The following is a 13,896-nucleotide window of genomic DNA, read 5'->3' on the forward strand; positions in this document are numbered from 1 at the left end:
ACTCGGGCAGGCGGGAAAGCATATCCCGCCTGCTTTTTCTTATATTATGAGGTGAAGAAGCGAACCGGATTGGGATTGTGTAATAGAAGAGGGGGAGACTTTCTATGAGCAGCAACGACGAAAAAAAACCGCTCAGTGTCGAAGAGCTAGAAGATCTGGTTGCATCGACCGACGTAGGTGGCCGTAATCCGTCGAACCGGAATATCGCTCTGCTAATTGCGGCTCTGGCCCTGATTTGGTCGTTGTGGCAAGTATGGATTGCCTCGCCAATTCCGTATATTTTTGGCTGGGGTGTCTTTTCAGGCAAGGAAGCCCGCCCTATTCATCTGGCCTTTTCGTTGATACTGGCTTTTCTCGCCTATCCAGCCTTCAAAAGATCTCCACGGGATCACGTGCCCGCTTTTGACTGGCTGCTTGGCATTCTCGGTATTTTTACGACGATGTATCTCGTCTTTTTCGATAGTGCCATCGCGGACAGCTTGATGGGCTCCCGTCTTTCTGACCGGCCCGGAAATCCGAATTTGGTGGATATCGTCGTTGCCTGTGTTGGTGTCGTTGTCCTTTTGGAGGCAACCAGGCGCGCGCTTGGTCCGCCTTTGATGATCGTCGCCATGGTATTTCTTGGATATACCTTCCTGGGCCCCTATGCGCCCGGAATTCTTGCCTGGAAAGGTGCAAGTTTTGGGGCGGTTGCGGATCACCAATGGCTTTCTTCGGAAGGCGTCTTCGGTATCGCCCTTGGTGTATCGACAGGCCTCGTGTTTCTTTTCGTGTTGTTTGGTGCGTTGCTCGATAAGGCCGGCGCGGGCAATTACTTCATTAAAGTTGCCTTTTCCCTTATGGGGCATATGCGGGGTGGGCCTGCAAAGGCGGCTGTCGTGGCCTCCGGCATGACAGGATTAATATCCGGTTCGTCAATCGCCAATGTGGTCACAACCGGCACCTTCACCATTCCCATGATGAAACGCGTCGGGTTTAATGCGGAAAAGGCGGGTGCCGTCGAGGTGGCGTCTTCCGTTAATGGCCAGATTATGCCGCCTGTGATGGGCGCTGCGGCCTTCCTGATGGTTGAATATGTTGATATCAGTTATTTTGAGGTCGTAAAGCACGCATTTGTGCCTGCTATCATCTCCTATATTGCTCTCGTCTACATCGTGCATCTGGAAGCCATGAAGCTGAATATGCAGGGCCTGGATAGGGTTGGAGACGTCAAGCCGATGAAGCTGGCGTTGTTATCGTTTGGTATTACCCTTGCGACCATCCTCATTCTGGGAGGCGGTATCTATTATCTGTCTGAATTGTTCCACCTGCTGGATACCTCCCTAAACCGACTTATTGCAATCCTGATCCTGATTTTACTTCAGGTTGGCATCTTCAAAGTAGCTGTTGAGAAAGCGGAAGAGGGGACGAAAGCAAAGATATTCTCCAAGGGGGCACTGATCCTCTGCAACATAGTAATTGCCAGTTTCGCAATCTTCTTTGCCGTAGACCTCTTGCGGCAACTCGTCGGTCCGACCCTTACGCCCTGGATTGCCGGTGCGGCGGTGCTTCTTGTCTATGTTTATCTGACGTCAATTTGCGCCAGGTATCCCGACCTCGTCGTTGATGATTCGAATGCGCCGATTACAACGCTTCCGGCACCTGGCCCGACCGTTATGGCGGGATTACATTTCGTGTTGCCGGTTGGTGTTCTGATCTGGTGTCTGATGATTGAACGCTTGTCGCCTGAACTCTCCGCTTTCTGGGCCGTTGCGTTGATGATTTTTATCCTTCTTACTCAGCGACGCCTGTTTGCGTTATTCCGGAAAGAAGCAGGATCAGGGACATTCAAGCGTGGCTTTGACGAATTTATCGAAGGCATGATCGCAGGTGCCCGTAATATGATCGGCATCGGCATCGCAACCGCGTCGGCAGGAATTATTGTCGGTACGGTTTCACAGACCGGTGTCGGCCTGGTTCTGGCGGAGCTCGTTGAATTTCTGTCCCAGGGACAGATTATGCTGATCCTGGTTTTTACGGCGGTGTTAAGCCTCATTCTGGGGATGGGCTTGCCTACAACGGCCAACTATATCGTTGTCTCGTCGCTTTTGGCACCGGTGATCGTAAGCCTGGGACAGCAAAACGGGCTTATTGTCCCTCTTATTGCTGTCCATTTGTTTGTTTTCTATTTCGGGATTATGGCCGATGTTACGCCTCCGGTAGGCCTTGCGTCATTCGCGGCCGCGGCAGTTTCAGGTGGTGACCCGATCCGAACCGGTTTTGTTGCCTTCTTCTATTCCCTACGAACAGCTATTTTGCCGTTCTTGTTCATCTTCAACACAGATTTGCTGTTGATTGATGTAACACCGGTGCAGGGATTTATTGTCTTTATCGTTGCCACTGTGGCCATATTGCTTTTTACGGCTGGAACACAGGGGTATTTTATGACCAAGTCGAAATTTTGGGAATCGATATTGCTCATCTTGATCGCATTTACCTTGTTCCGACCCGGTTTCTGGATGGATATTATTTCCCCGCCCTTCGATAAAGCGGACCCGGTTGGAATAGTCGAGGCTGTTCAGAATGCACCGGCGGGATCGGAGTTGCGGTTTATTGTCCAGGGTTTGGACGATGTTGGCGACGAGCTGGTTTTTACGGCGGTTATGCCAATTGGAGATGAAGCGACTGGCGAGGAAAGACTTGAAGATTATGGCCTTCAGATACTGATCGAAGATAATAAGGTCATCATTGATAACGCAGTGTTTGACAGTCCTGCACAAGCTGCCGGCCTCGATTTTGATCAACAGATTCTGACGATCCTGGTTCCAGTGAGCCAGCCTGCGAAGGAGCTGTTGTACATACCCGCCATCTTGCTTCTTGGTGGCATCTATTGGCTGCAACGTCGCCGACAACGGCTTGGTTTTTCATCGACCAGCACCGCGTAAATGAGGGGAGAATAGAATGTTCAAGGATATCTTGCTTGCTGTGGATATCGAGGATATGCAGTCATGGAAAAAGCCTGTTGTGGTGGCGACGGAATATGCCAGGGCTTTTAACTCCAATTTGCATATTATAACAGTGGTCCCGGACTTTGGCATGAGTATTGTCGGTTCATTCTTTCCCAAGGATCATGAAAAAAAGATGGTTGAAAAGGCTAATGAAACACTCCACAAATTTGTGAAGGAGCATGTTTCTGAAGATATTCATGTCCAGCATATTATCGGCCTCGGGTCGATATATGAGGAGATTCTTCGGGTAAGCCGGGAAATCAAATCTGATTTGATTATAATGGGAACGCATCGGCCCAAAGTGCAGGACTACCTGCTTGGTCCCAACGCGGCGCGGGTGACCCGCCATGCCACCTGTTCAGTGATGGTGGTGCGGGATTAACGTTCGTCGATTGGGTGTGAAATAAACCAACTACAATTCCGGTTTGTAGTGCGAACAACCGCGCGTGATGAATTCCAAGGGCACGGATTGATTGATATGTTCTTCTCAATCAGGTAACGCGCTGGCTGAAGCTGTCGCGGCGGCGATGGCGGTGAAAACCTGCTTTGCCAGTCGACCGATCATGACTGGTGGCAAATCAGGATTTCTGAGCTAGTATCATCGCTAAAAATCTGTGAGGAGCGATATGAAGCGACAAGAACATCACCGGTATAGGAATATCATCAAACAGTATTATGAGGGCTGTTCTACGGCAGATTTCGATTTGATGATGTCCACCTTTGATCCGGAAATCGTCCATTATTTTGTTGACCACAGTCCGGTATATGGCGCTGAGGCTTTGGCGAACTATTGGATGAAGGTCGGCCCAAAAACAAAGGCCTCTTGGGTAATGGATCATATCATCGTTCAGGAACCGGAAGCGGTGATCGAGTGGAGTATGCCCTGGACCCCGCCGAGCGACCAAAAGCGTCAGCTGTTACGGGGGACGGAATGGTATTTATTTAAAGATGATAAGATAACAGAGATCCGTAGCTATCATAATAATCACTACTTACAGGATACGAAGAACCGAGAGCTCTGGGGCTTTCCGTACGAAGAACGCGGATACGCACCGCAAGTGTCGGACTAACCGTATTCCATTCGCAGAGGGAAATTGCAGCAGTGTAAAATAATATCCAACGAGAAGGCATTTACTCAGCAATTCCGGGCCTGGGTTTGGATGGGACAGCGGCAGTAGCGTATCATCGCCCAACCGTTGACCGGCAAATCATAGGGACGAATAACTTCGGAGAGGGGAATGTTGTGAGTCGACCCCCTGTTTCAGGTCAATTTCAGGATAAACCCTACAGCAATTCAAAATTATAAGCGCTTTAAAATACAATCAGTTAGGTATTTTTATCTCGGTGAAATTTCCATTTATTAGCATCAGCGAAAAAAACGCTTGACGATTGGTCAAATCATTCTAAATATTCGCTTGCTTGGAAGTGTGGCGACAGAATCGACGATTGTCGCGCGACGGCCCCTTCTGACACAGAGAACCATCTTAAGATGAACTCACTTATGTCTGGTCAAGCGGCAAAGGAGGCCGCTAAGCCGCCCAGTCGACGCTTACTTCAAAGCGCAGACTTTAAATCCCTTCCCCATATTGTTGCAGACAGCACCGCGTTTGCGGAAACGACTGCATTTCCGATATCGGAGCGATCCCGCGTCTTCAAGGACCGGTTCTTCCCTGCCGCGAGCGACGCGGAATGGCTGGACTGGCGCTGGCAGCTCAGAAACCGGATCAGGTCCCTCGCGGGTCTTGAACGGATTTTCAATCTTACGGACGACGAACGTGACGCGGTATCGCGCCATACTGGTTCGTTGCCAATGGGCATCACCCCTTATTATGCAAGCTTGATGAGCCTGGACAATCCGTCCGAGGGTCTGCGGCGTACGCATATCCCGGTTGGTGATGAATTCATCAAGATGCCGGGTGAGGCCGACGATCCACTTGGTGAGGATCACGACGCGGCGGTGCCGGGTCTTGTGCATCGTTATCCGGACCGGGTGTTGTTCCTCGCAACGGGTTTCTGTTCGACTTACTGCCGCTATTGCACGAGATCGCGCATGGTCGGTGAAGCTGGCGGTGAATATGAATTCTCTAAATCCCAGTGGGAGAAGGCGTTCGATTATATCGCAGCGCATCCTGAAATCCGTGACGTACTGATTTCGGGCGGCGACCCACTGACCTTGTCGGATGACCGTCTCGATTATCTGCTGACGCGGCTTCGGGCGATCGAGCATGTGGAGTTTATTCGCATCGGCTCAAAGATCCCGGTGGTGATGCCCATGCGGATTACCAAGTCACTGACAGATATGTTGAAAAAGCATCATCCGTTGTGGATGAGCATTCATTTCACTCATCCGGATGAATTGACACCGGAAGTGACCGAGTCGACCGCGCGGCTTGCCGACGCGGGTATTCCGCTTGGCAGTCAGACGGTTTTGCTGAAAGGTATCAATGACGATATCTCGATCATAAAGCCATTGATGCACGGTTTGCTCAAACGCCGGGTGAAACCTTATTATCTTTATCAATGCGACCCGATTACCGGGTCTTCGCATTTCCGGACCCCGGTGGCAAAGGGCCTTGAAATCATAGAGGGATTGCGTGGTCACACGACGGGCTATGCCATTCCCACATATGTGATTGATGCGCCTGGCGGCGGCGGCAAGATTCCGCTACTTCCTGACTATGTCGTTGGCCGCGATGGTGAAGACCTTATCCTCCGTAACTTCGAGGGCGGGACCTATCGTTACCATGATCCTGGCGGTGTAATCGGGTCTGAACCCTGCCATCAGGAGGCCGCGCAATGAAGCTCGGCCTCGTCTATGATCTGCGGGACGATTATCTCGCCATTGGCTTCTCGGAAGAGGAGACCGCTGAGTTCGATTCCCGGGCAACTATTGATGCTCTCGAAGGCGCCCTTGGACGTCTCGGATGGGATGTCCAACGGATCGGGCGTGGACAGGAACTCGCCCGCCAACTGGTCGGCGGGGAGCGGTTCGATCTTGTCTTTTCCATCGCAGAAGGCCTGCATGGGCGGTCTCGCGAGGCGCAGGTTCCGGCGCTTTGCGAGATGTTCGATCAACCATATGCCTTTTCCGATCCATTGACCATGGCGGTAACGCTGGATAAGCCTGTCGCCAAGCGCATCGTTCGGGACAGCGGCATTCCGACAGCGGATTTCGTTATTCTCGAGAGGGCAACGAGAGACTTGCCGGATATTGCTTTTCCGGCGTTCCTGAAACCGATTGCGGAAGGGACGGGCAAGGGCTGCGGCGGACGTTCCAAAGTTTCAAACAAGGTTGAGCTGAAACGCGAGGCCGCGCGGTTGATCGAGAAATTCCATCAGCCCGTGATTGCCGAGAGCTATCTCGCTGGACGCGAGTTCACTGTCGGTATCGTCGGTAATGGCGCGAATGCAAAGGTAATCGGGGTGATGGAAATTGCTGTCAAACCCGATGCGGACAGCGGTATCTATAGTTACGAAATCAAGGAAAATTGGGAGCCATTTGTAACGCTTGCGCTGGTGGATGACGCAGAGGCACAGCTTGCGGGCACGCGGGCATTGGCCGCCTATCATGCGCTTGGCTGCCGTGATGGGGCGCGGGTCGATCTTAAATCCGACAGCCAGGGTTCGCCGCAGTTTCTCGAAGTGAACCCGATCGCCGGATTACATCCGACCCATTCGGATTTACCGATCTTGACAACGAAGGCGGGCTTCAGTTACGACTGGCTGATTGGCGAAATCACAACGTCGGCAATCGCGCGCTATAATCTTCAAACTTCGGCTGCTGACATACGGGCGGCCTGAGACGTCAATGGCAGACTATATCCCGGTCCTGCATGGTGGCACGGACCTCCGGGCGGACGAGCTTGACACCATTGAGAGCGCAAAATGTGTTGCAGCGGCGCTTGAACGCCTTGGCTATAGAAGCAATGTCATCGCGCTCGATATCGATTTTACAATTATTGAAGAACTGGCCAAGGAACAGCCACTCGTGATTTTCAATCTCGTTGAGAGTATTCGCGGAAACGGCAGCCTTGGCCATCTCGCCTGCGCCCTGCTGGCGCATTTTCACCTTCCCTACACGGGAGCGGGGGAGACGGCCTTTTTTCAGAGCAATTCGAAACGGCTTTCTAAGTCGCTACTTCGGGCGTCAAATCTGCCGACTCCTAGGGAATGGGCTGGCGCGGTACCTGCAGGTCAGACGGTCATTATCAAATCAGTCAATGAGCATGCATCTTACGGTATGGATCAACAGTCCATTGTCGAGGGGCATGAGGCGGAAGACGAGATCATCAGAAGAGAGGCGCAATTCGGCGGTCGCTTTTTCGCCGAAGCCTATATTCCGGGGCGGGAGTTCAATATTTCGCTTCTGGAATCAAAGACGGGACTACAGGTTCTGCCGATCGCGGAAATGCATTTTGATGGATTGCCCGAGGGTGTTTATCCAATTGTTGACTATAATGCCAAGTGGGACGAGGAAAGTGATGTCAATCATCACACCCGGCGCAGGTTTGGCTTGGAGGAGCAAGAGCCGGACCTTGCGGCAGAACTCAGGCGCTTGTGCGTTGACTGTTGGTTTGCCGCGGACCTCAGTGGTTACGCGCGGGTCGATTTTCGCGTTGATGCCAAGGGCCGGATTTTTATCCTCGAGTATAACGCCAATCCCTGCCTCGCGCGGGATGCAGGTTTCGCGGCGGCTCTCACGGAGGCCGGTATGAGCTATGAAGAAGGTATCCAAATGATTGTCGATGCGGCCCTTGCGAAGGAAGTGAACTGATGTTTCGTATTCGAACCCTTACCGATGCCTCGGCCCCCGCCAACCAGAAGGCCATTGGTGAAATCCAGGCAATTATTCGGGATCAATTTTCCGATATGACGGACAAGGACATCGCCAAGCTGCCGGACCAGATTTCCGATCCAATCACCCATCAGTTCGTCGCCAAGGTCTCCGTCGCAGAGGATGGGCGTGGACGTATTCGCGGCTTCTCGTTGCTGCTTGTCGATCCACAGCTCAATTTTGGCTATCTTGAACTGATTGCGACGGCAAAAAGCGGGTCGGGTAGCGGTGTCGGAGCTGCCCTCTATGAACAAATCCAGCAACGCGCACGGGAAAAGGGACTGCGTGGCCTTTATTTTGAATGTCTGCCCGATGATCCGGAGTTGAGTCCTAACCCCGCCATTCGCAAGCAAAATGAAGACCGGCTCCGCTTTTATGAAGGGTTCAATGCCTATCCAATTATGGGGACGGATTACGAGACACCGGTTACACCGGGAACGACCGATAGCCCCTATCTGATGTTTGATGGTCTTGGCGAATTCATGGTGCCGCCTGCCGTGACGCTACGCCGGATAGTTCGCGCAATCTTGGAACGGAAATACGCCGACCTCTGTCCACCAGAATATGTGCAACGGGTTGTAGAGTCGGTCAAGGACAACCAGTATGCGATCAGGCTGCCGCGTTACGGCAGCACACTGCCCGACGTTAAACAACAAGCAATCGCCGCGAAAATTCCGCTCATTGTCAATGACCGGCATGATATCCATCATATTCGCGAGCGAGGGTATGTTGAGGCGCCGGTCCGTATCGAATCAATCCTGAAGGAGCTGGAACCGACAGGGCTTTTTTCCGTGAAGTCGCCAAAGCATTATGGCGATCGCCATATCAAAGCAGTCCACGATACCCGGCTCGTCGATTACATCGAGCGCGCCTGCGCAGATGCGCCTGAAGGAAAATCGATTTATCCCTATGTCTTCCCGATCCGGAACGCACAGAGAATGCCCAAGGATCGTTCCGTTCTTGCCGGATATTGGTGTATTGATACCTTCACACCGCTCAACCGCAATGCCTTTCCGGCAGCACGGCGGGCTGTTGATTGCACCCTGACGGCGACAGAAGCGGTTCTCGATGGAGCGCGCGCCGCTTATGCTCTTGTGCGTCCACCTGGCCATCACGCAGAGAGCCGCGCCTTCGGCGGTTTCTGTTATTTCAATAACGCTGCGATATCGGCGCAATATCTCTCCCGTTATGGGAGGGTGGCTGTGCTTGACGTTGATTACCATCATGGGAACGGCACACAAGACATTTTCTATGAACGTGGCGATGTTCTGACTGTCTCGATCCATGGCGATCCATCCTTCGCCTATCCCTATTTTACCGGATTTCGCAATGAAACCGGGCGAGGGGCAGGAGCAGGCTGTAATCTTAATATTCCGTTGCCGGAGACAATTACGGCCGATATCCATCGCGAGGCCCTCAAGAAAGCCTTTGTCCGCATCAAGGATCATGCACCGGCCTATTTGGTGGTCGCGCTAGGCCTGGATGCGGCCAAGGGGGATCCGACAGGTACCTGGCCGTATCGCGCTGCCGACTTCTTCAAGATGGGGGCATTGATCGCCGGAATAGGCCTGCCGACGGTGTTTGTGCAAGAGGGCGGTTATCGCGTGCGCAATCTCGGTGTCAACGCCCGGCGCTTTTTTGAAGGGGTGGCAAGTGTTGCCAAGACGCCAGACTTGACCTGGGAACTGAAACGTAAAGGCGGCATGGGCAAGAATGAGCCGATGAAATGGCGCTCGTCCGTTGTTCCCGCCGATGTTGCCGAAATACGCCGGATCGTTATGGCCACCAACGCTTTTTCAGGTGAGGAGATCGATATCGCGGCGGAACTGGCAGAGGAACGGATCGCCAAGGGCCGGGTCTCTGGCTATGAGTTTATTCTCGCCACGCAAAATGGAAAACTCGCGGGCTATACCTGCTATGGCAAGACTCCGGGCAGCGAGCGGGCGTATGATCTTTATTGGCTCGCCGTCGATCCCGACCGACAGCGCAGCGGTCTCGGGCACCAAATTCTGGAACGGACCGAGGCGGCTATTCGCAAAGCAGGTGGTGCGTTCATGATTGCGGAAACCTCGTCAACGGGTGCCTATGACAAGGCACGTGCATTTTATGAGCGGGTCGGGTTCGAGAAGTTGGTTGAAATCAAGGATTTTTATCGGCCCGGAGACAACAAGGTCATTTACCGGAAAAGCTGTCCGCCTCAATCCTAAATGGACGGGCACTGTTTTCCATAGAACACAATTGTCGTCACCTATATCCGTTGCGCCACGGTTATCAGCCTAAAGATTGAACACCCAAAAGAATGGGTTGTTGGTGCCCGCGGCCGTATACGCGGTTGTCTAATTGATGAAACCTTCTTCCAACTCAGGAAAATGCATGATAAATTAGTAAAGTATAATATTTAATACAATTCTGAATATGGGGATTGTCTATGACGCAAAATGAAGGCAGCGAAATAGCAAACGTCCAAATCAGTTATAGTATAGGGGGTGGGTCAACACAGAAACTGGGCGCCGAATTTCTGATTGTCGCATGTGATCCGCGTGGCCTGTTTGGGATAGCGAATTATACCGCATACGAAGCTAGTTTGTTCAAGAGGTTGGTGAACTTCACGTTTCATACAACACTTTTAAAGGTAAAACGCAGGACCAAACCGGATCATGGCGTTCTTTTCGCTCCCAGCCGTCTCAAGGAAATGAGAGGCTGGATATACGGCTATCGCAACGAAACTGGCAAAACTTACGGGATGGAGGTTGCCAATGAAATGGATGAAAACCTCGTTACGGTTTACCAGATCGTTAAAGCAGTGGAACATCCGCCGTCTCCGTTAAAATTCCGGCAGTATCTGGAACGTTATCTCGCTGAACTTGAATGGTGGCCCTATGGGTCGGATTATGAAATCCTGAGCGAAGTCACGACCCCCTATTTCGATCACTTCGGCCCAGAGGATCTCGAGATGAACATGCCATGGAAATATCTTGATATCCAGGGCATGAACCACACCGCCTTTGTACATGCGTCTACCTGTTTTGAGTCTGTCTTGCATTGCTGGCTATACATCAACCTGCTGTTCGCCCCCGATGACCCAAGTAAGAAGAGCCGGATCGAACTGCCGCAGGACAAGTCAGCTCCTATTGTGATCCTGGGAGCGGGAGTTAGTGGGTTATTGGTGGCCAATATGCTGCGCGACCTTGGCTATGAAGCCGTCAGGCTCCTTGAAAAGACGGATCGCTATGGCGGTAAAACGCATACAGTACCAGAGGGGTTTCCCCGCCCACAGCACGAAGTCAAGAATACAATCTGTGAACTCGGAACATGTTACCTGTCGCCAGCGTATGACGAGATGGTCAAGAAATTTGCGCAATTCACAACCGACGTGGGGAATAAGCAGGTAGGTTTCGGCGGACCCACCGGAAATTTTCGCGGTATCATTACCAAAGGACAGTTTTCGGGCAAGTTTCCTGTGCCGCCGGTTGTGAGTTATCCCGAGTATATTCTCTTGAAGGCGGCGGATGAAACGGGCATGTCGCCGCCGATAGGGCCGGATAGGAAAAAAAATGCTGAGGCGCTTCAGGAGAGAATTGCGGATGATCTTGATGCCTATTGCGTTGAACATGAGCGTATTATGGGTCGGCAAAAGCCGATGCCACTTAAGCCGCCCGATCCGTTCTTGCACTCCAAGTCGGCCCGGAGTTTCCTGGATTTCCTGAGGTCCAACGACTGGGAATCCCTGGTCGGCCTGATGCAATATGGCTATTCGGTTCAGGGATATGGACCGCTGGACGAAATTCCCGCCTATTACGGGCTTGTCTGGGTTACGCCAGATGTTGCGCGGCAGATAGCCAGAGAGTTTCGTAACCCCGATGGGAAAGACATTGTTACCGCCTGGTCTTTAGGTTGGAGCGATGTCTGGTACCATATGCAGCGGGGGATGAGTATCACCTATAATGTCGATGTAATTTCAGTATATCGCGCGGGTGTCCTAGACGATTGAACCATGACCCGTGAACAACTTAGAGGGAGAAGTTTTGTGAGGGGCAGAGTGATCTTCAGAAACGGATAGTCTTGAATAAGCTAATGGAAAGACGTCTGACAACTATCGTGGCAGCGGACCTCGTGGGATATTCGCGGTTGGTCTCGAATAACGAAGAGGCCGTGATCACGAGATTTCGGGAATTGCGGCACGAGCTTATCATTCCGGCGATTTCCAGCGCCCAGGGCCGGGTCATCAAAACCATGGGAGATGGGTTTCTCGTCGAGTTCCCGTCGCCGCGCGCTGCATTGCATACGGTCGTTTTCCTCCAACACGCAATGTTTGAACGCGAAGGTGCGGTCCCCCTTGAAACACGATTAATGTTCCGTATCGGAATCAATTACGGTGAGGTAATTGTTGATGGCGATGACGTGCTGGGAGACGTGGTCAACATCGCTGCCCGCCTTGAAAGCATTGCGCCGCCGGGCGGTGTCTGCGTCTCCGAGACTGTATTTACAGAAGTCGCTGATGCCAGCGACACGCTCCTGGTGCCATTGGGGCCGCAATATGTGAAGAACATTCCGGCGCCAGTTAATGCATGGAACGTGCTGATTAAGGGCGTTGATGCCAGACCAACGAAACCTCCCAGAAGATCAGAGCGTCCGTCCATCGCGGTACTGGCGTTTGAAAATAACTCGGATGATGACGAACAGCGGTTCCTCGCGGACGGTATTGCCGAGGATGTTATTGTCCAGTTGTCGCGTTTTCGATCTCTTTTCGTCATCGCGCGAAATTCGGCCTTTTCTTACAGGAACACTCACAAGGACGTGCGCGAAATAGCCAGTGAGCTTGGGGTGCGCTACGTTGTCGAAGGATCGGTTCGCCGGGGGGGAGATCGTCTGCGGGTGAGTGCACACCTGGTTGAGGCGAAAACCGGAGGGCATATCTGGTCTGGCCGCTGGGATCGCATGGTGTCAGACCTGTTTGACTTGCAGGATGAATTAACCCGCGCGATTGTGTCTGAGCTTGCACCGGAACTTGGCGCGAATGAGCGGTCGCTGGCAAGGCGCAAACCTACAGAAAACCTGACGGCGTGGGAATTATGCCAAAAGGGGTTGGCAGAGTTTTATAATTACAATAACGAGAGTTATCCCGCGGCGGCAAAGCTGTTTAAAGCAGCAATCGACGCTGACCCGGAATTTGCCTTGCCATATGCACTTTTGGGGCGTTGGCATTCTGTCATGGTTACGACCGGCCGAAGTAGCGATATTCCCAATGATGTGCAGCAAGGGTTGGTCAATGCGAGCAAGGCCATTGAGCTGGACGATCGATTGGAGGACGGGCATGTCGCACTCGGGTCGTTGTTGACCCTGATGCGTCAGGAAACGCCGGCCAAAGAGTCTCTGGATCGCGCCTATGCGCTGAATGATAACAACCCGGTAATGTATCACGCGCGCACGATGTTCTATCTATATCAGGTTGACCCCGATACACACGCGATGGAAAAATCGGCACAAACGGCCTTGGCACTTAATCCAAAGGACCCGTTGGCCTGGGCATTCCATTTCATGATCGGGACGGCCCGATGGATGCGGGACCTTGAAAATCTGCGACCAGATGTGAAAGAACCGATAGATGCCGCCTGTGCATCGATGCAGGCGGATTACTTTCCGCTCATGGTTGGGGCAACGCTGTATGCGCGCCTGAATGATCTGGATCAGGCAAAATACCTGCTGGAGCGGGCCATTGGTCGTCGGCCAGCTTTGTCGCTGAAGATGTGGCAAACGGCCTTTCCGTTTCCATCATGGCCGCGCATGATCAAGTCAATCGAGCCAGAGTTGGAGAAGCTGGTCGAAATCGGGTTGCCCCGGGAGTAAAGGAAGACGAACACCTCATCGTGCACGAATGTAAGAAACGTGGACATATACCTACGTAACCCTGTTGCAGGAAACAATGCCCATAGGCAGCAGGGAATCCCTGATACACATATATTTGTCGGCAGACGCTCTTCTAATAGTCCGTGCGGAAAAGTCTTTATTTATTCGCGGAATGAATTCCTCGAGTAGACCGCAGCCGGCTATTCATTTTATAGTACTCCCAAAATA

At 52.3% G+C, this 13,896-nt stretch carries 9 protein-coding genes; all 9 read left to right on the forward strand.

From position 1 onward, the window contains the following. Positions 1-104: 104 nt before the first annotated feature. Positions 105-2,924, forward strand: coding sequence for a TRAP transporter permease (locus tag J0X12_RS10020; RefSeq protein ID WP_207045080.1), 2,820 nt, complete (start codon positions 105-107; stop codon positions 2,922-2,924). Positions 2,925-2,940: 16 nt separating this feature from the next. Further along, the gene (locus J0X12_RS10025) at positions 2,941-3,369 is read left to right on the forward strand and encodes a universal stress protein (RefSeq protein ID WP_207045082.1); all 429 of its coding nucleotides are present in this window, start codon (positions 2,941-2,943) and stop codon (positions 3,367-3,369) included. Positions 3,370-3,613: 244 nt separating this feature from the next. Next, complete coding sequence (locus tag J0X12_RS10030; protein ID WP_207045084.1) at positions 3,614-4,057, forward strand: nuclear transport factor 2 family protein; 444 nt, start codon at positions 3,614-3,616, stop codon at positions 4,055-4,057. A 431-nt stretch (positions 4,058-4,488) separates the two neighbouring features. Beyond that, positions 4,489-5,787, forward strand: coding sequence for a KamA family radical SAM protein (locus J0X12_RS10035; RefSeq protein ID WP_207045087.1), 1,299 nt, complete (start codon positions 4,489-4,491; stop codon positions 5,785-5,787). Continuing rightward, on the forward strand, positions 5,784-6,788 hold the full coding sequence (locus tag J0X12_RS10040) for a D-alanine--D-alanine ligase family protein (protein WP_207045090.1): 1,005 nt from the start codon (positions 5,784-5,786) through the stop codon (positions 6,786-6,788). The genes J0X12_RS10035 and J0X12_RS10040 overlap by 4 nt, the downstream gene beginning before the upstream one ends. A gap of 7 nt (positions 6,789-6,795) precedes the next feature. Next, positions 6,796-7,761: a D-alanine--D-alanine ligase family protein gene (locus J0X12_RS10045; RefSeq protein ID WP_207045093.1), complete on the forward strand. Its 966-nt coding sequence runs from the start codon at positions 6,796-6,798 to the stop codon at positions 7,759-7,761. Next, positions 7,761-10,028 (forward strand): GNAT family N-acetyltransferase, encoded by a 2,268-nt coding sequence (locus J0X12_RS10050; RefSeq protein WP_207045096.1) that lies wholly within the window; start codon positions 7,761-7,763, stop codon positions 10,026-10,028. The genes J0X12_RS10045 and J0X12_RS10050 overlap by 1 nt, the downstream gene beginning before the upstream one ends. Before the next feature lie 554 nt (positions 10,029-10,582). Further along, positions 10,583-11,812, forward strand: coding sequence for an NAD(P)-binding protein (locus J0X12_RS10055; protein ID WP_207045099.1), 1,230 nt, complete (start codon positions 10,583-10,585; stop codon positions 11,810-11,812). An 83-nt stretch (positions 11,813-11,895) separates the two neighbouring features. Continuing rightward, a complete protein-coding gene (locus J0X12_RS10060; RefSeq protein ID WP_207045102.1) occupies positions 11,896-13,668 on the forward strand; it encodes an adenylate/guanylate cyclase domain-containing protein in 1,773 nt (590 codons plus the stop codon). Positions 13,669-13,896: the final 228 nt, after the last annotated feature.

The sequence above is a fragment of the Sneathiella sedimenti genome, from assembly GCF_017313765.1.
Taxonomy (GTDB): Bacteria; Pseudomonadota; Alphaproteobacteria; order Sneathiellales; family Sneathiellaceae; genus Sneathiella; species Sneathiella sedimenti.